The 19,124-nt window shown below is 34.3% G+C and carries 19 protein-coding genes; 8 read left to right on the top strand and 11 right to left on the bottom strand.

The features are described 5' to 3' along the window. Positions 1-72: 72 nt before the first annotated feature. The 3 genes from GLP24_RS07705 to GLP24_RS07715 form a co-directional block, all read right to left on the bottom strand. Entirely contained in the window at positions 73-1,632 is a 1,560-nt protein-coding gene (locus GLP24_RS07705) for an APC family permease (protein ID WP_232610412.1), read from the bottom strand. A 70-nt stretch (positions 1,633-1,702) separates the two neighbouring features. Continuing rightward, on the bottom strand, positions 1,703-4,846 hold the full coding sequence (locus GLP24_RS07710) for a glycoside hydrolase family 2 TIM barrel-domain containing protein (RefSeq protein ID WP_232615815.1): 3,144 nt from the start codon (positions 4,844-4,846) through the stop codon (positions 1,703-1,705). Positions 4,847-5,625: 779 nt separating this feature from the next. Beyond that, positions 5,626-5,886 (bottom strand): helix-turn-helix domain-containing protein, encoded by a 261-nt coding sequence (locus tag GLP24_RS07715; protein WP_232583483.1) that lies wholly within the window; start codon positions 5,884-5,886, stop codon positions 5,626-5,628. Between the two features lie 672 nt (positions 5,887-6,558). On the opposite strand from GLP24_RS07715, the gene GLP24_RS07720 reads away from it, so the two are divergent. The 3 genes from GLP24_RS07720 to GLP24_RS07730 are packed head-to-tail and all read left to right on the top strand — an operon-like array spanning position 6,559 to position 8,683. Continuing rightward, a complete protein-coding gene (locus GLP24_RS07720; protein ID WP_232615816.1) occupies positions 6,559-8,052 on the top strand; it encodes an AAA family ATPase in 1,494 nt (497 codons plus the stop codon). Further along, on the top strand, positions 8,049-8,414 hold the full coding sequence (locus GLP24_RS07725) for an HNH endonuclease (protein ID WP_232615817.1): 366 nt from the start codon (positions 8,049-8,051) through the stop codon (positions 8,412-8,414). The genes GLP24_RS07720 and GLP24_RS07725 overlap by 4 nt, the downstream gene beginning before the upstream one ends. Beyond that, positions 8,411-8,683, top strand: a complete 273-nt coding sequence (locus tag GLP24_RS07730; RefSeq protein WP_232615818.1) for a hypothetical protein — start codon at positions 8,411-8,413, stop codon at positions 8,681-8,683. The genes GLP24_RS07725 and GLP24_RS07730 overlap by 4 nt, the downstream gene beginning before the upstream one ends. Before the next feature lie 259 nt (positions 8,684-8,942). Here GLP24_RS07730 and GLP24_RS07735 read toward each other — a convergent pair whose 3' ends face one another. Continuing rightward, the gene (locus GLP24_RS07735; protein ID WP_232615819.1) at positions 8,943-9,863 is read right to left on the bottom strand and encodes a LysR family transcriptional regulator; all 921 of its coding nucleotides are present in this window, start codon (positions 9,861-9,863) and stop codon (positions 8,943-8,945) included. Between the two features lie 135 nt (positions 9,864-9,998). Here GLP24_RS07735 and GLP24_RS07740 point away from each other — a divergent pair, with 135 nt between their 5' ends. The 3 genes from GLP24_RS07740 to GLP24_RS07750 all read left to right on the top strand — a co-directional run bounded on the left by GLP24_RS07740 (position 9,999) and on the right by GLP24_RS07750 (position 12,375). Further along, positions 9,999-11,090: an alkene reductase gene (locus tag GLP24_RS07740; RefSeq protein WP_232615866.1), complete on the top strand. Its 1,092-nt coding sequence runs from the start codon at positions 9,999-10,001 to the stop codon at positions 11,088-11,090. A gap of 114 nt (positions 11,091-11,204) precedes the next feature. After that, positions 11,205-11,876 (top strand): nuclease-related domain-containing protein, encoded by a 672-nt coding sequence (locus GLP24_RS07745; protein WP_232615820.1) that lies wholly within the window; start codon positions 11,205-11,207, stop codon positions 11,874-11,876. 139 nt (positions 11,877-12,015) lie between these two features. After that, positions 12,016-12,375, top strand: coding sequence for a DUF6559 family protein (locus GLP24_RS07750; RefSeq protein WP_232597928.1), 360 nt, complete (start codon positions 12,016-12,018; stop codon positions 12,373-12,375). A gap of 684 nt (positions 12,376-13,059) precedes the next feature. Here GLP24_RS07750 and GLP24_RS07755 read toward each other — a convergent pair. The 7 genes from GLP24_RS07755 to GLP24_RS07785 all read right to left on the bottom strand — a co-directional run bounded on the left by GLP24_RS07755 (position 13,060) and on the right by GLP24_RS07785 (position 17,976). Beyond that, positions 13,060-13,830 (bottom strand): endonuclease, encoded by a 771-nt coding sequence (locus tag GLP24_RS07755; protein WP_373322855.1) that lies wholly within the window; start codon positions 13,828-13,830, stop codon positions 13,060-13,062. Between the two features lie 116 nt (positions 13,831-13,946). Then, the gene (locus tag GLP24_RS07760) at positions 13,947-14,144 is read right to left on the bottom strand and encodes a YwbE family protein (RefSeq protein ID WP_101767822.1); all 198 of its coding nucleotides are present in this window, start codon (positions 14,142-14,144) and stop codon (positions 13,947-13,949) included. Positions 14,145-14,434: 290 nt separating this feature from the next. Further along, the gene (locus tag GLP24_RS07765; RefSeq protein ID WP_101767821.1) at positions 14,435-14,707 is read right to left on the bottom strand and encodes a hypothetical protein; all 273 of its coding nucleotides are present in this window, start codon (positions 14,705-14,707) and stop codon (positions 14,435-14,437) included. 120 nt (positions 14,708-14,827) lie between these two features. Next, positions 14,828-15,715 carry a LysR family transcriptional regulator gene (locus tag GLP24_RS07770; RefSeq protein ID WP_232575715.1) on the bottom strand — a complete coding sequence of 296 codons (888 nt, stop codon included), beginning with the start codon at positions 15,713-15,715 and terminating at the stop codon, positions 14,828-14,830. 184 nt (positions 15,716-15,899) lie between these two features. After that, positions 15,900-16,460 carry an outer membrane beta-barrel protein gene (locus GLP24_RS07775; protein WP_232577186.1) on the bottom strand — a complete coding sequence of 187 codons (561 nt, stop codon included), beginning with the start codon at positions 16,458-16,460 and terminating at the stop codon, positions 15,900-15,902. A 153-nt stretch (positions 16,461-16,613) separates the two neighbouring features. Further along, on the bottom strand, positions 16,614-17,390 hold the full coding sequence (locus tag GLP24_RS07780) for a helix-turn-helix transcriptional regulator (RefSeq protein ID WP_232601413.1): 777 nt from the start codon (positions 17,388-17,390) through the stop codon (positions 16,614-16,616). Between the two features lie 106 nt (positions 17,391-17,496). After that, on the bottom strand, positions 17,497-17,976 hold the full coding sequence (locus tag GLP24_RS07785; protein ID WP_232614307.1) for a YbhB/YbcL family Raf kinase inhibitor-like protein: 480 nt from the start codon (positions 17,974-17,976) through the stop codon (positions 17,497-17,499). Positions 17,977-18,248: 272 nt separating this feature from the next. On the opposite strand from GLP24_RS07785, the gene GLP24_RS07790 reads away from it, so the two are divergent. Both GLP24_RS07790 and GLP24_RS07795 read left to right on the top strand, forming a co-directional pair. After that, a complete protein-coding gene (locus tag GLP24_RS07790) occupies positions 18,249-18,497 on the top strand; it encodes a DinI-like family protein (RefSeq protein WP_232615821.1) in 249 nt (82 codons plus the stop codon). A gap of 99 nt (positions 18,498-18,596) precedes the next feature. Continuing rightward, a complete protein-coding gene (locus tag GLP24_RS07795; protein WP_152653556.1) occupies positions 18,597-18,974 on the top strand; it encodes a cupin domain-containing protein in 378 nt (125 codons plus the stop codon). Positions 18,975-19,124: the final 150 nt, after the last annotated feature.

Genomic DNA, 19,124 nt, shown 5'->3' on the forward strand with positions numbered 1-19,124 from the left:
TTTTAATAAAAAAGCCGAGGAAAACCTCGACTTAATATAAAATATTATATTTTAATATTGATTATTTTTTGATTACATCAACTCCTGTGTTTCAAGTTTAATTTTATCTTCTTTTGTGTTTTCTGTAGATATAACATTAAAATGAGAATTATCATGTGGGTTCTTCACACGCCAACGATCAAAAATGATACTACAATAAATGGTTACCGCAATAATGCTCATTGGGCCAAGGATAAATTGAATAAGTGTACCACCAAAATTCTCAATCCAAAGTTCAGGAGCCGGCACTAGTGCAGTAAAGGTTGCTGCGCTGAAAATGATGACAATAGGAATAACGGCTAAGGATGCAAATAGTCGTCCTTTTCCTAGGAAATAAAAATCACGGGCATATTCTGGATTATTTGAATCCCAACGTAACTTAATATAACCAGCTAACATAAATAAAACAGGTAACGTTGCAGCACCACCATTAAGATTTTTTACCGCAACTAGAATTGAATTAATTCCGGACTCTGCGTTCATTTGTCCCAACATAAATATAATAATAATGATAGTAACTAAGATACCTTGTAATTTTAACGCATTGATAGGTGTACCTTCATGATTTGTTTCCGATAATTTAGCACCAAAAATTCCTTTCGGTGCATCAACAAATAACATTTTCACTGGTGCGGCAGTCCATAGCATTAAAGAACCACAAAGTGTCGTTAATAATAGGAAAAAAGCAATTACATTAGTCCACCACATTGGGAAACCAAGTTGTTGGAAAACAACATAAATAGCTGACAACAACCCTAATTTAGCCGCTTGTTCTGCGGGTAAAATCATATTAGTAAGTAACGCACAAGCAATCATTACGATTGAAAAAAGTGTAACGTTAAGTAATAAACCTATGCGAAAACTACGCTCACCACCACGGATGTTACGTTTATAAGCCGCAAGGGCTTCTAAACCACCAAGAGATTGCAAAGCCCAAGACATTGACGCAATCATTCCCCAAGATAAATCCATAGCTTCATAATATTTAGGTACGACAGGAACGCCATCAGACATAATTGTTCCTGTTGATAATTTGAATACAGCAGAAACCAAAAAGACAATAGTTAATGAGAAGCCAGCATATCCAGCGAAAGAAAGTAAAGTTGCCAACCATTTAGGTCCTTTCATTGATACATATGTCGCTAACCAAAATAACGAGATAGATGAAATACTAATAATCGGTTTAAACCATGCTTGCGTCGTTAACGCCGTAACATATTCAACATCAGCATAAATAGTATAAAGTCCGTAGGTCAAAACATTTGGTAATAAATCAACAAAGTAAAAAATATTAACGTAAAAGTAAAAAAAACCTGCAATAAATCCCATTTTCCTACCTAGGATAAGATTAAGCCAAGTTTGATAACCACTTTCAGATTCTCGAAGTTGTTTTATAGACGAAAGTTCTATGACCATGAAAGTATAGGGAATAGCATAAATGAGTGTGGCTACCAAATACAATATCCATGAATTGTATCCCCAATTGGTGTATTGATTAATAATGCTTCGGAGAATAAATCCACCACCTGCAATAGAAAAGAATAAAAATGTTACTAAAGACATTTGATGGCGATGATCAGTATTTACAGACATAACAATTTCCTTTGTTATTAATGATAAATAAAACCCTCAATACCAAAACTAATATTGAGGGAGCAACTTATTATTTAGTCATGCGAATCGGCCGCAATAAAAATGAATAGTCGTATGTTTTTATAGTTAATTGGTAATCAAGTGGTGGCAAAGAACCCCAAGAGTTTTGACCTCCGGTGCCTAATTGACATAAATCAATATTCCAGGTGGTAAAATCACAATGTTGAATATCAGCACCATGTTTACAAGAAATTGGAGTTAGACCGGATGCACCCATACCATCGGTGTCTGCAACGAAATCTAGTTCTTCCGCTTTAAAAGGCCAAACACTTGTATTTAATAACTTATCTTCTGCAATCGCTTCAATACCAATACCTTTACTATTTATTAATCGTACCCAACGCACATCAGTTTTATTACCCGTTTCTTGTGGACGGGGATAAGCATGATATTGATCAATCGTGGTCCCACCATAAATACCAATTTTAGCACCTTTACGATCGGAATAAGTTTCTACAGGACCACGCCCAAACCATTGCACAAAGTGATATTCAGATGGAATAGTCAATTGCAATCCCATTCGTAGCATAAGAGGAAGTTCAGCTGAACCCGGTGTGAAATTAGCTTTTACTCGAATATCACCACTTGGATAAATTTCATATACAAGATGATAATAACTTTCAATGGTTGGTAATGTGAATTGGGTATAAACCGATATACACAACGGTGTCGTTTCATAAGTAAATGACGTTAATTTACGCAATACACTAGCGTCTTTCCATACCAGTGATGTTTTATATAACTTAGCACCTAAATCATTGTCTGTTAGTCCACGCCAAAAGTTAGGAACTAAACCTGTACGAATGAAGCTGTTTCCACCTACTGTATAATTAACTAACTCACCAGTTTTACAGTTAAATTCGACAATGAGATCATCTCCTATAATGGAAAGCTGTGAGTCAGTTTTATTTATATTCAGTGAAAGATGATCCTCAGGTTGTTTGGGTTGAATTGAATGCCTTTCAGTAATATAGAATTGATCCCACGCTATTTCATAACCGGATCCAATAAAGGCTTCTTCATTTTTAGTTATAGCGCTTAATGTAACTATATATTCACAAGATTCTTTAAGATACTCATGGTAAAGTGGGATTTGAATTTTTTCTCGTTGCCCTGCTTCAATATCAATCGTCCCGAATGTACCAGAATATATCTGATGTCCATCTTTAGTAATATGATACTGAATAGAAAGATGATCTAAGTTGATAAAATCGTAACGGTTTTCAATTTCAAAAATACCGCTAATAGCGTCAATTTGATAGAAACGTACTGGTTGATATACTGTTTTCACTTCAGACATGTGAGGATGTGGTGTACGATCTGCTGCTACCAACCCATCATTCATAAAATTACCATCTGTTGGCATATCAGGATGGTAATCTTTACCGTAACCCCAGTATTTTTGACTACGATTATTCGTAAGTTCTAATGAGTGATCCATCCATTCCCAAATAAACCCACCTTGCAATTTGTCACTATTATCAATGATATTCCAATAATCACGTAAAATACCAATTGAGTTTCCCATTGCATGTGCGTATTCAATCATGATCATGGGACGGTGATCGTCTTGTTGAGAGAATTCTTTTAAGCGCTCAAGAGTTGGGTACATAGGGCAAACAATATCAGTATAAGCTGCTTCGCCTGCAGGTTGGTATTGTACTGGTCGAGACTGATCTTTTTCTTTTATCCACTGATACAGAGCTTCAAAAACACAGCCAGTACCTGCTTCATTACCCATCGACCAAATAATCACACAAGCATTATTTTTATCACGTTCAACCATCGCTTGAATGCGATCAAGGTGCGCAGGGATCCAAGATTTAGTGTTACCAATTTGTGTTTCTTCTTTTAAAGCTAATGGATGTGATTCAATATTAGCTTCGTCAATAATATAAAGACCATACTGATCACAAAGTTGGTACCAACGAGGATGACAAGGAAAATGACTTGTACGAACAGCATTGATATTATGTTCTTTCATTAAACGAATATCAGTTAACATATTTTCTTCTGTTGGCACATGACCTAACGTTGGATGTAGTTCATGTCGATTAACTCCTTTTATCTTGATAGCAATACCGTTAACTTTTAATTGTCCGTTTATAATTTTGATATTACGAAATCCAATTTTGTGACTGGTTGACTCAAGAACTTTTCCTTGTTCATTACTTAAGGTTAGCAGTAAAGTATATAAGTTCGGCGTTTCAGCAGTCCAAAGACGAGGATCATCAACATCGTAATAAAAAGAAAAAGATTGGTCTGTTCCTTCTTTAGTAAATGTTTTATCTTGAGTAAATATAGGTACGAAATGATTTTTATCATTGAGTAATTGTGCATTCAAACATAACGTTGTGGATTCTGTATTAAAATGTTTAAGAGAGACCGTCAAATCAATTGCGCATTTGTTATAAGTCTCGTTTAATTCATATTTACAATAAAAATCATAAATACGTGTTTTTTCAGTTGAATATATGAAAATTTCACGTTCAAATCCTGACATATCAAGCATGTCTTGTTTTTCCACATAGCTAGCATTTGACCAACGATAGATTTGAACAGAAATAGTGTTCTCCCCTATTTGAATATAGGGTGTGATATTAAATTCAGCTGGGCTTTTCGCATTTTGACTATAACCAACACGCTCACCATTAATCCAAATAAAAGAAGCTGTTCTTGCTCCTGCTAGATGAAGAAAAATCTCACGTCCCTCCCAATTATCATCGACCTCAAATGTACGCCGATATGAACCTACGGTATTGTAATCTCTTGGTATTTGAGGACATTCAGTATTAAAAGGGAAATGTTCATCAATATAAATTGCATGATCAAAACCTTGAGCCTCCCAGTTTCCGGGGACTTTTATAACGCTCCAATCAGACACATCATAGTTATTCTCAAAGAATGTTTTTGGGCGTAATGCTGGATTTAAAGCGCAGTGAAATTGCCATAGACCATTTAAAGAAAGATAGTTAGTTGCTTTTTCAGGAAAATTAGCGATAGCAAGATGACTACTTGTAAAAGGAAATGTATAAGGTCTTGGTGGAAGTTTATTGATGCCATTAATACGATGATCTTCCATGACAGCTGGCACATGATCTTTTTCTTTGTATAATTCCTCAATAAATTCAGGATCAAAAATAACAGTATTCATGAGTGCATCCTTAGATTGAAAGTGAGTTAAGTAAAAATTTAGTAAAAATTTAGTATTAATTTAAATGGATCCACTTAACTAAATCTGCTGCTAAAATCACATATCCCTCTAAATCTTATACTAATTTCATGAAGTGTTATCAATGCCACAATAAAAAGGTAATATAATAAAACGATGAAAATGTTATCCTTATCAATTTATTTTACTAAAATTTAAGTTAAGTAATTTAATTGATAGATTGATTGATATGTAACAATGCTGACAATAAAAACTTAACTTTATATTGATGATGGCGCAAAAATACTAATTTAATTTTTATATTGTTCTACATTATTAATGTAGAATATTAATAGAAATTATTTTGAAGTAAAAATGGAGGATTAACATCGAATGAATCAGAACGATTATATTAGTGAACATCTAAAACTGTGATATTTTTTATTGATCTCTATAAGTCGACGAGTAAACTAATATTTAATATTAATAAGTTCGTTAATATTGTCACTCATCAAATTAATTAATTATTGCAAGATGTAGTTTACAATCTTACTAATATAATCAGGAAAGTCATTCGGTAATTGCTGACGAACTGTGCTGTGACGGTTGGTGTTTGGATTTTTATTTCTGCCATTAGCTCACTGGCGCGTTGCTCTGAAAACCCAATAGCTTTAGCTGTACTTAAAAAGTGCCGTGTTAAATGATATTGATGGCACCTGATGATGCTTTTGATAATGTACCAACTAAAATCCCATTCATTGCGACGGATAACCTTTCCATAGTTACCATTCCTCATTCCATTGCTGATTGTTACTCTGTGTCTCTGCGGTACTATTACGAGGCTGAACATGCAATTCGAGATCTAAAGCCGCCAATAATTTAAATAGCGTATCGAGTTTAGTGCCTTCTGGCGTATTCTCGAATGCTGATACAGTAGTTTGTTTTATACCTACTAATTTGGCGGTATTACTTTGAGTTATATTCTGTGCTTTACGTTGATCTCTTACTGCATTTGCTAGCATTTTTGCCGATGTTATTTGCATTTCATCACCATACTTAAATTATCTTTTGAAAGGCATATTTTAACATTATCCGCTACAAGGGATATTTGCAAGTTATCCGCTGTAAGGGATAAGTGATGATTTTTATCTATGAATATTATTCAGATCTCGTACCTAAATTGGCACGAGAAAAATTGATTGAATGCCACGGTATTAAAATTGGCTATTTGACGTGACAAATATCACAATATATAAAATATCATCAAGCATAAAAAGTCATTAAAGTAACATTTAAATTGTTTTTGCATAAATGACTTATTCAACATCCCTCATGTAAGTCCTATTAGAAATGATGATTCCTCAAATAATTCAGCATCAATAACCGCCAGATATAAACAGTGATTCAGGCTAAAGACGGCCAATCAATTATACTTGGTGACTTGGTTGGTGAAGAATAATGATACAGGTGTACCGATTTTAAAAGACATACCGTTTATCGGCACATTGTTTGGCTCTACATCAGATAGATAGATCAATAATCAGTTATCGGTATTGATAAAGGTTAAAATTTAACCACTAAGTTGTCAGAGTAATCAATAAAATTATTACTTATTATTGTTTAAATGCAATTGGTTGAGTGCTTTGATATTAGTACCATTCAATGATATGAGTTAAGACTATCGTGATCTTAAAATTTAGTTTTGGTGTATATTAATGTTAAAAATAAAAAAGGTACATTTTAATGACTCAACATATGAGTTGTTAAAGGATAATTGTTCTAAGTCAAATTGTTTTACTATTTTAGTCGGTAAAAATGGTTGTGGGAAAAGTCGGCTTCTAAGGCTTATATCTAATAGTTTTGCGGTATCTGATCAGTTACTACGAGAACAGCCACATAGGTGGGATGAGCTAACAACAATTCCTGTCTCGAGTGGTCGTGAATATTTTACATATACTATAAATGGTAATGAAATAAAAGTTAATTCGATTAATGAAAATTTGTCTTCCTCATTTGAATCAAAAAATATATCTGATAATTATAAAGATAGTTTACCTAAACAATTAATTTGTTTATCTACAAGTCCATTTGATCGATTTCCTCGACAAAATAAATACCCATTAAACCGTAATGATTTAACGGTTCATCCTAGTATATATACTTATATAGGACTTAAGGATGGTGGAAAAATATCATCTGTAAATAATTTAATTAAAAGTGTGATTCAATCTTTATTAGATGATCCTAATCGTATTGACTGTAATTTTAATATAATAAAAGATACCCTTTCATTTCTTGGGTATGGAAATAGATTTAGATTTAGTGTTAATAATTATCTTTCCAAGAAAGATCTACTGAAAATCAAGAATAAGCAAGGTGTAGATGATTTATTTTTGACTAAAATAAAATCGATTAGTGATGAGCTATTACATGAAATGCGTTATGGCAATGATTGGGGATATAAGCGAAATATTATTTCAGATTCTATTTTGAGGTTATCTTCTTATTTAGATGGTCAGTGGGGGAAAAAAATCACATTTACGATAAAAGTTGACTCTGATGATAATGATTATGGTTATCTAGTAGATATTAGTCGTCTTTTAAATTTTGGGATTTTATCTATTGATAGTTTTAAGTTATCACAAAAGGATGATAATCGTCGTTTTATAGATTTTGGGGAAGCTAGTTCTGGGGAGCAGTGTCTTACTTTAATGTTACTTGGAATTGCAGGTAAGATTGAGGATAATTCTTTGATTTGTATTGATGAGCCTGAAATTAGTTTACATCCTGAGTGGCAATGTAAGTTTATTCCTTTATTAAGTAGTATTTATAATCGTTATCAAGGTTGTCATTTTATCATAGCAACACACTCTCCACATATAACGTCTAATTTAGAAGATGACAATTCCTATATTTTAAAAATGGATGAGAATAAATTAATAACTTCAAATGAATATAAATATAAGTCTGTAGATTATCAGTTAGCTAAAATATTCGAATCTCCTGGTTATAATAATGAGTATTTAAACAGAATTTGTGTAAAGTTACTTTGTAGTTTAAGTAAAAATGGAAAATTAAATTATCAAGAAAAAGATGAATATATATTATTAATTTCTTTGTATGATAAATTAATTAATAACTCTACTCTTATTGATTTAATTGATGTGTTAAATTTAGCGTTGGATGCGCTAGAGGTTGATGGACAATGATAAAAGCCATTTTATTTAATGATGATGAAATTAAACAAATAAATAAAAAATTAGCCTCAAAAGGATTTAATAGTACTAGTTGGGGGGATTCAGATATATTCAACATTAAAGATAAAATAAAAAATCATTATCTATCAGAACAAAAAACAATTTGTCCATATTGCTTACGTGATTTACAAACGACTCATGGACGATATTGGGATATTGAACATATTATTCCTCGCTCTCTTCAAGATAATTTTATGTTTGAACCTAAGAACTTATGTATGGCCTGTGTTGATTGTAATACAGCAAAGTCAGCAAAAAAAATTACAACAAGTACTGCTAAAAAAAATATCCAATCAAAAGCAATTTATTTTTGATAATTCATCCCCATCTAGACGTATATGAAGAGAATTTACAACCGATAAAACCTGGCTTTTTTTATATACCTAAAACTGAAAAAGGTGTTAAAACAATTGAAATTTGTAATCTCAATAGGTTTTATAAATTTTCGGGATTTGGTACTGATGACTCCATAGATGAAAAGATTTTCTTATTAGCGGCGGCCTTAAAGCAAACCACTAATCAAAATGTAAAAAAACAGTTAAAATTAGAACTTATAGAGTTAGCGATTAAAGGTTCAGTGTGATTTTGAAAGCCAAAGCATCTGATTCATTTAATATTAAATTGCACTGAGAACCTGCCTAATCCACAGGTTCTACAATGTTAACATATAATCGAAGTACATCAGGCGCTTCTATCTCTATAAGAGATTATCCTATCTGGTGTTAACGGCCAGCCATCAGGGGTAATCAGCTTTCCCTTAGATACTTGTCGGTCATAATTCATGATAAGCATACATTTTTATTAAACATGTCACTCACTATCGCTGATAAAAATAACGACAACTACCCTAACCTACCCGCAAATCGCGCTATCAAGAAATCAATAAACAATCGTAGCCGTTTGGGTTGGTATTGGCGGCTTTGGTAAATCACATTTAAATCTGCACTGGCTGATGATGTCGATGCATTGAAGTTCTTCATGTATCCATCAAGTACGGTGACCAGTCGCTGTTGTTTTATGTCTTGCTCAATATCTAATATTGACTTTAACGCTATACCTGCGCTATCTAATGCCCATTGACGAATCACTTCGCCATCATCTGAAAATCGTTTGGGTAATACGGTTATAACGTTGTGTTGGGTATCGTCGCTAAAATGCCATGTTTTCAGTTCTTCATTACTGCGTATCATGGCTAAACAATGATGATCAGCGAGATCTTGCGGTGTGATCGGTGTGCCTTTATTGGCTAAATATTGGGGCGTTGCACACAATACGCGTCTGCTGGATGCTAGTTTGCGGGAGATTAGGTTACTGTCTGCCAGTTCACCATAACGGATAACAATATCTATGCCTGATTCCGCTAGGTTGGTGAGTTTATCGTCTAAATATAAGTATGGCACAACGTCTGGATATAATTCGCAAAATGCTGAAATTATTGGTGATATGTATTGTTTGCCTATGTCTCGGGGCGCTGCGATCTTTATCGTTCCACGCACTTCTTGGCTACCGGTTTGGAGTAAGTTTTCTGTCTCTTTAACGCTGTCGATAATGTCTAAGCTGGCCTGATGATACATTGCGCCAGATTCCGTTAAAGAGAGATGCCTTGTACTGCGATTGAGTAACTTAACCCCATAGCGTTCTTCTAATGCTTGCAGCCTTGCGGTGACGGTTGCAGGTGATAATCCTAGCTCTCTTCCTGCTGCCGCTAAGCCCTGATTTTTAACGATGCTGATAAATAATGTCATATCAGAAAACTTATCCATGCCCTTTCCTTGTGTTTATTATTCAGCTCACCCGAATAATCATTTTAAATTTTACCTAATTATCAAATTCTATCAAATCAATATACTGACATCATCAAAACAAGATTAGACAGAAAGGAAATGAAGATGTCGATGATGAGCAAGCTTTTTGAACCAACACAGCTTAAATCACTGAATTTACAAAACCGTATTGTGATGGCACCGATGACACGAGCGCGTAGTAGCCAACCGGGTAATATTCCAAACGCGATGATGGCGAACTATTACCAACAACGTGCTAGTGCGGGATTAATTATCTCGGAAGCAACCCAGATTTCAGATGATTCACAAGGCTATTCATTCACTCCGGGTGTTTATACTAATGAGCAAGTCGCTGGCTGGAAAACAGTGACTCAAGCGGCAAAAGCGCAAGGTGCGGCAATGTTTTGTCAGTTATGGCATGTAGGCCGCGTGTCTCATCCTACCTTTCAGCGAGGTGATAAACCTATTGCGCCATCAGCACTTAAACCAGTAGAAACCAAAGTGTGGATTGCTGATGAACAAGGTAATGGCAACATGGTCGATTGTGTTGAACCAAGAGCTATGACCCAAGCTGATATTGATCGGGTGGTGGCTGATTTTGCTCATGCCGCGAAATGTGCGATTGATGCTGGCTTTGATGGTGTCGAAATTCACGGTGGTAACGGTTATCTTATCGATCAGTTCTTACGTACTAATTCTAATCATCGTACAGATAGTTACGGTGTCACTAGAGAGAACCGTATTCGCTTCTTATTAGAGGTGGTTGATGCGGTAAGTAATGTGATTGGTGCGCATAAAGTGGGGGTTCGACTTGCGCCTTTCATTACCTTTAAAGACATGAATTGCCCTGATATTGTGCCGACTATTTTAGAGGCTGCAAAACAGCTTCAAGCCCGTGATATTGGCTATTTGCATTTATCGGAAGCGGATTGGGATGATGCGCCAGTGATCCCTGAGCCATTTAGAATTGAGTTGCGTGAGTATTTCACCAATACGATCATTGTCGCGGGCCGTTATACTCAAGCGCGTGCTGATGAAATGCTTAACAAAGGCTACGCTGATTTGGTTGCGTTCGGGCGTCCGTTTATTGCTAACCCTGATTTTGTTTCGCGGTTACAGCACCAACAACCGTTAGCTGACTTGGATGGCACTACGCTATTTGGTGGGAATGAACACGGTTATACTGATTATCCTGCTCTGGATTAATCAAACTAGCGGTCAAATCATCCCCTGTTAAATTTCTTGTTGTTACTCAAGTATAAAGCACTTTTAAAACATGTTGCATAGTGATAAATTTACGCCTAATTTTAGGGGGTATTTATGCTAGCTTTTCTTTACATCTTTGGATTGTTTTTTTGTTTTATTTTAGGCGGTATTTTTTTCGGAAAAAAAACAAACAATAATTTCGAAAAAAAAACAAAAAAGAAGCAACAATCAAAAGGTAATATTGGTGAAGAATTGGTTTCAAAAAAATTGAATTCCTATTTAATCAATGAGCAAGTAATAGGTATTGTTGTAAATAACGTCACTTTATCTGTTGATGGTGGAACTACTCAAATAGATCATATTTTGATTTGTACTAAAGGTGTGTTTGTTATTGAAACCAAACATTATAGTGGTTTGATTTATGGCAATGCTAAGGACAAGAAGTGGCTACAAGTATTATTCAAAAAGCGTTCGCAATTTCAGAATCCTATTCATCAAAATTATAAACATATCAAAGCAATTCAAGCTCTATTCGACTTTGTACCAGTAGAGCAAATTAAGTCATTAGTTGTGTTTACAGGTAATGGTGAATTTAAAACATCACGTTCGAAAGATGTAATATTATTAGATGGTATGAGAGATTGGATGAATCAACATGAAGATCATGTTGTTACTCTAAATAAAATTCAGTTCTGCTATGGTCGTTTAGAATTTTTACGATTACCTGATAATGAGCAAACAGATAAATTACACTTACAGAACCTGTCTAGACAACATGCTTTATAATGTATTCCTTTAAATTTATTATGATTTGTGTCACTGATTTTACGAAAGAGCCTATTGTAAGTAAGATGATAGCTTCTCCATTGGTTTTAGTCATTTAAAGCTGATGTTGTTGATAATGCCAATAATGAAGGGGATCACATTGCTTAGAGTTATTCAGCATCGCCGAATCAAAAAGGTTATCAAGTTGCTTTCTGCAAGGTTGATAAAGGGTTATGGCAGTCGAGTTTTTTTCTCTTTAGGTCAAATTACAGCAAGTACCCGTGAGTGTAGTGCCCGTCAGCAACAAATCGCAGTCGCTTTGTATGTTGATCCACAAGATATTAATTTTGAAGAAAACCCTACCCTGAAATTGTTACGTAATGATGTGTCGCACTATTTCTTTGAAGGTAATGATTACACCGGACAGGATGTGCTTAATCTGCTTGTTTTAGGTGGATGGAAAGGTGGTCGAATAGATGATGACATGTCAAACCGGTTTGGTATGGGGAGTCGCTATTAGTGATCTGAATTGTGATGGTGGGATTTTGCTTAGCATGGCTGACTAGCCTACTACTATTGTAGAAATAGTAGTAGGCCAAACGTCATAAATAGAAAGATTCTATTCTTCAGTTTCTTTAAGCTTATTAAGCTCTATTTCAATTTTTTCAATATCAGCAGTGTAACGTGCTTTACTTGCACCATCTCTAGTAGACTTAGACATAGCTTGTAACTTAGAAAGTTTCTTTGTAAGTGCGGCTAATTGGTTCTGGGTTCTACGATTGCTGCTCATTAATAAATGGTACTCCAATAAATGATGTTATTTGCTGTTTGACTACAATTAAATTATATATCATTACAACAGGTTAATTAACTTAACGGTTAATGCTATTGTATTTCTAGCTCGTTACCTTTATAGCGTAGCATATAAGACTACAAATAATGAAATATTAATATAGTTTAGTTTGCTTTTGATAACTGGCGCTCATTATTAACGCTATCAGTGGTCGATAATCCTACGAAGATCATAACATTAACGCTACGAGTGCTGTAAAAAGTTAACAATTCGGGGGGATCATACATAGCGTTGTAAATATTAGGTTGAATCATGCTGTCATATTTAACCGCATGTGTTGAATATAGTGATGCTATAAATAGAAAATCCACATCGTTCAATGTGGATTCTAAAAGATTAATTGTAGTAATATTAACCGATATTTTTACAACGCGACACTAAGATAGGATCAACATTGCCTTGAATCTTTTGGATTTTAGCTGCTCGTTGACATTCCCACTTTGATACTGGGTATTGCTTGTCCCATGCGCTCATTAATTGACGTTGTTGACGACTCATTTTGTAACTTGGATATACTGCATCAAAATACATGTAAGTACGCGCAATAATGCCACGGGCACGTTCTGGTGGTTGAGCATCATGATCTTTCTTATCAATGATCATGTCACAACTACCAAATGAACGGTAATTTTTGCTGGCGGTTTTAGGCAGCATTACATAGTTGTAGTTTTGACGAGCAGCGTTAACAGCCCCTACTGCTGGATAAAGGTTATAAAGGTCTGATTGCATTAAACGGTATTCAGTGTTGGCTTTTTCAGCACACTTACGACCTTTAAATGATTTACCTTTGCTATCAATACAAACTTTCGCTCCTTCACGCCATTCTGTAAATGCACGACCAAAGTTCTCCGCAGGAACTACGTGTTCAGCCTCCCAACGTTTAATGCGTTTTTTATATACCTCAGTAGTAAAACCAGATGGTAACGTAACGTATTTTTTATTATTAAAATCTGCACCGCAATAAATAGTCTTCATATCAACAGGATTAGTATAAATCTGCTTTTGCATGATTTTTTTAGCTTTGCTGAATGATTGGTTGGTGGTGTTGCCTTGTGGCGACTGTGCAAATGCAAGCGTCGGCAATAGTGCGACACTAAGTAGAATAATATTAGTTCGATTCACGGAATTCTCTTTTAGGTAGTGCGGTCAATTTATTAATGGACTGACGTGTTGATATGACAAAGTATTATTGCGCTTTGCTTAGTGACTATTTTTGAATAAAAGGTTTAGTGATTTATTTATTCAGAAACAATTACTTTTACTCGACCTACATCACCCGTTGTTAAGCGGACTTTGATGCCGTGTGGGTGGGTCGGTGAGTTTGTTAGGATTTTCTCGACGGTGCCCGCTGTAAGTTTACCGCTACGTTGATCTTGTTTTAATACTATTTGTACATCTAAACCAACGTGGATATTTGAACGATTTTTACCTGACATATTGACTCTTTTGTTTTTAATTTTTCAGGTTGTATTATTAAGTTTTTACAGTAAAACGCAACTTAATATTAAAATATGGTTGTTTTATGTACGCAATGATAATGTATCTTATTGATATAGTATTAAATAAGGATTTTTAATCTAAAAAATAAATCAATAAAAGCTATAAATAATAAACACACTGGGTACAAGTAACATCACAACTAACATATGCCACGGAGTTTATGAGTATTTTTATGGGTGTTGAGATAAAACAAAGCCCTTCTAATTAAGAGCTTTGGTATGAAAGATTATTGTTGAAGTGCGGGGCAATCTTTCGGTAGTAATTGTTCTGGTATTGCAGGCCCTATTCCCATATCTGCCGTCCAGCCTTTTAATCCCCCAGTTTTAGGATCAAAATCACTGCATTTATACGGTTTATCTTTTATTAGCGTAGTCGATGTTGTTTGTTGAGCGGTAGTGTTGTTATTTTTGGTTTGCTCACTTTTGATCATTGTAAATGCAAGACTACAAATTACTATTCCACCTAATACTACTAAGGCCGATTTCGTTGACTTCTTCATGGGAGATCCTCTTCAGTAAAATACTGATTTGTGATCTATTTAAAGTCTATTTTATAGAGAAGGTCAAATTATATAATAAAATAAATACATTTTTGTTTGTTTAATCATCAATTTAATCCGTTATTGGCACAGTGATGTTAATAATGAAGTAACGGTTTGATAACGTATCGGTAAATGACGATATTTCTTTTGAATAATAAATAATTGTTCAGTAACTAAAGCTAATGGTGGTGCTATATATAATCTATTTTTATCAACAAAATGATCAATCGCACTTTGCGGTAACACTGTAAAACCAATACCTTCAGCTACGGCGATCAAAATTTGGTTTAGTTGATTGATATAACTAGTCATCGGTAATTGTTCAATTTTAATATCGATTAAATTATGATGACCACAATGTTTAAAATATTTAGTAAGATAATACTGTGCATCAGGATGATCAATAAGCCCACAGGTTGTTAATAATTCATTAGTAAGATCATGATCTTTGTATTGTAGCGGAAAGACTAAACATAAAGGTTCTTGCCCTATGATGGTAGTTTCAAATAGATCGTTCATCGGTTGTTGAGTAACGATGCCTATATCTATCGTATTATTTTCAATACTGTCTAAAATTTTATGGTTAGGCGCAGCTTCTAAGTGAAAATGTAGTTTGGGATATTGTTGTTGTAAGCGTAATAACTGAGGATATAGTGATAATGCAAATGATCCTGAACAAGCTAGTTTACATGTCCCTTCATAGGGGCTGTCCGTTTGTAAATCATTCATTAATAATTGATATTGAAGTGTTTGTTGCTGAGCATATTGATAGACAAGCTGCCCTTGTTCTGTAATTTCAAACTGTTTGTTATAGCGTGTGATAAGTGGATAGCCACAGGCTTGTTCTAATTTTTTGATATGCTGACTAACACCAGGTTGGGTCATATTTAACAACTCGGCGGTTTGAGTAAAGTGTTCTGTTTCTATTAATGTTTTAAATGTCGTTAACCATTGAGGATTGATCATGATTTACTCTAATTATCATTACAAAAAATTATAATAATTAGAGTAAATGATAATTAAATATTTATCAATTATCTCTTAGATAAGATACTGTTTAAATAGCTATATCTACTAACATTATGATTTTTAATATACTAAAGCAATTAAAAATCACCACTTTAGTATATTAAAATTATAGGCGTAAAAGTTAATATAAAGTATTAGATAGATGGTAACCAACACCAAAGTACATATTGGTTTTGTTAAAATCACCCATAACTCTTTTTATATTAAATTCGGTATATATATTTGTTGTTGGAATGTCTAGTTGTAAGCCTACCCCATAGTTAAATTCATTTTTGCTTTCATTATCGCTAGCACAGATATGATCTAGACAAGCATTAATATCAACATTGGCATGAGAAATACCAATCAAAGGATATAAACGAAGCCATGATAAATTTTGAACTTTAAAGATAGGGCCAACATTAATATCAAATACTTTTAATGTACCGCGATAAGGAATGAATAAATTATTCACGTCACCAGTACCATCTACATCTTCTTTAGCTAATGAACTTGTAACGATGAAGCCGACATTTTGTTCTTTTGAGCCAAAAGATGCCCAAGAAAAGCCGCCACCAGAAGCACTCACACCATTACCACCTAAATGTGTTGCACCTACTGAGATATAATTTTCACTTGCTTGTGCTGCAATCGGACAAACAAAGCAAGAAATAGCAATAACCGTTTTTTTTAATATATGCATTTTATTGATATGCCATTATTTTATAATGTCGTTATAGTATTATATGCTGACATTTAAAACAATGTTTACGACAAAATAATGCTCTTATAGCATAGCGTTAATTTGATGAGTTTTTGCCTTTGTCACATATTTAAGTTTAAGAATATATCTTAGCTAAGATTCAATTGTATTTTGATATTCTTTAAGTGATAAACCAAACTGTTTTTTAAATCGTTGTGCAAATCTTGTCTCTGACTGATAACCACAAAGTTGTGCTAAATCAAGCTGCGTATAACGTTGTTGCTGAAGTAACGTTAATGCGTACCCCATTCTTAATTCGGCTAAAATTTCTCTAAATTGAGTGGATTCTTCACGCAAACGACGGATTAGTGTCGATTTACTTAAACCAAAATGCTGACAGGCTGATTCAATACTATGATGCTCGCTAGGCTGCTGTCTAAAAAGTCCAACCAATTTGTCTCGCCATAATAAATCTTGAGAGCCAAAAAGTTGATGCAACCTACCAATATTAGCTAAATATTCAAATAATGCATTGACCATACACTCTTGAACGTTACGCGGTAATGATTTTGGCAGATTAACCAAGTTCATAAACAAATATTCGCCAACGTGATCAAATTGATAATTAGGCGCTATATGGTGACTAGCATGATGGCGAGAACGGTTAATGAGTTCAGTGGTTGGTTTAGTAAAAAAGCATAATTGCAGTGATGAAAATACAGTCTGTGATGGTTGATTAATAAAGGTTTGTTGTGAGTGCCCTGCTGTGAGTAGCCAATTTTTAGGATCAATATTGAGCCAATCATTTTGCCATTGTAATTTTTTCACACCGGCTTGTACCCAAACAATGGAAGGATAGATAAATGGCACATTGCGTAATTGCTGTGATTTTTGACCTGTGTAATGAATACACTGAACCAGCGCTGACATGCTATTCCCCTTTTCGCCTAGGTGATGTTATTTATGCTACAAAAAAGAAAGTCTCATAATAGATAACTACTGATGAGACTTTTCTTTAACGCGAGCATGATGATTATTAACGCTGATAATGCGCGGTAATAGTCGATTTTGCTAAAGCCGTACCATTAAGCATAAAACTAACTAATGCACATGATGCGTCATCTGGCACTTCTAGTTTTTCACAAGGTAATGCCCATACTGTGAATACGTAACGGTGAACACCATGACCTTCAGGAGGGCATGCACCGCCGTAACCATTAAAGCCATAGTCATTACGCATTTCTAAACCTGTGGCAAGATTAGTTGATACACCTTCCGCCAATTCGTGTGTTGATGCTGGAATATTAATAACTTGCCAATGCCAAAAACCACAATCAGTCGGTGCATCAGGATCGAAACACGTTACCGCGAAACTTTTCGTACCTTCAGGTGCATTTTCCCAAGCAAGTTGAGGGGAAATGTTATCGCCATCATTACCAAAGCTATTAAATGAAAAACGTTTGTCGTGGTGTTTCTCTTCAGCAATGCTGTTACTTGTCATTGTAAATGTTGACATGATCATATTCTCGTATTAATTGTCTATGCCGTTACTATACGAGTTTTAACTAAAAAAAATCCACCTTTAAGTGTCAATAATGCATTTAATTATAGTAATTATGACTCTTAATGTTTTTATTATCCTGTTTAATTTTAATCGTTACCTTATATGATACAAATTTACGGGCAACAAGCATTACCACTCAATACCATGAAGAGATTAGATTGGATCCCTACTTAAACTGTATATATAATCAGTGTTATTTTATCCAGTATAATAGATGGACTTATATGCGTATTGAATTAATGGTTAATAAAAACAATGTACCTGAAGATACTTTTTATCAGGTTGAATCTGAATTTACTCGTCGTATGGCAATTTCTTGGCCTGATGCATTAGTTCGAGTACGCTTAAGTGGAGCTAACGAATTAAGCGTATTAGGTGGTTTAAAAGAAGATAAACAGCATGTCGAATTAGAACTTGAAGCAATGTTTGATGAAGCTGATGATTGGCTAGAACAGCCAAATTACGATATGTAGTACGTTATAATTGCATATTGAGCTTACTAATTTAATACTGATTAGGTTGCTGATAAGTGTTTATAATAAAATTATTGTTATTTATTGGTAATCTTTATTATGAGCACGTTTATTTCAAAAGATATTTGGTCTGATTTTACTGCTGATCCTGAGTTCACTGGATTTAGTTTTCGAGATACTGATGAAAGTAATGCCAATTGTGTAACAGCATTACTTGAACGTTGGCAAGCAGGTACAGTAGAAGATCCTCATCATCATCCACATGATGATATGTCAATTATCGTTACTGGCGAAATTGCAATTCAATTCCATCTTCGCGTTGATGGTGAATTAGTTAATGATGGCGAGCCAATGATCTTAACTGCTGGCCAAACGGGTTATATCAAAGCTAACCGCATTCATAGTGTGGTATATACCACTGACTGTGACATGGTATATATTCAAAACAAAACATTTGGCTTTGAAGTTGATAAGTAATTATTAACTAATATTCAGTGTATTAAACAAGCTCTCGCTCTTATTTTGTGGGAGCTTTTTTATAAAATCTATTGTTGAATGATATTTATTAATAGTCCATTTTGGAAGCATTAAGAACGATTGGCTAAAAGAGCACATAATTTATTTTTA

The organism is Photobacterium carnosum, from assembly GCF_021236965.1.
Classification (GTDB): Bacteria; Pseudomonadota; Gammaproteobacteria; order Enterobacterales; family Vibrionaceae; genus Photobacterium; species Photobacterium carnosum.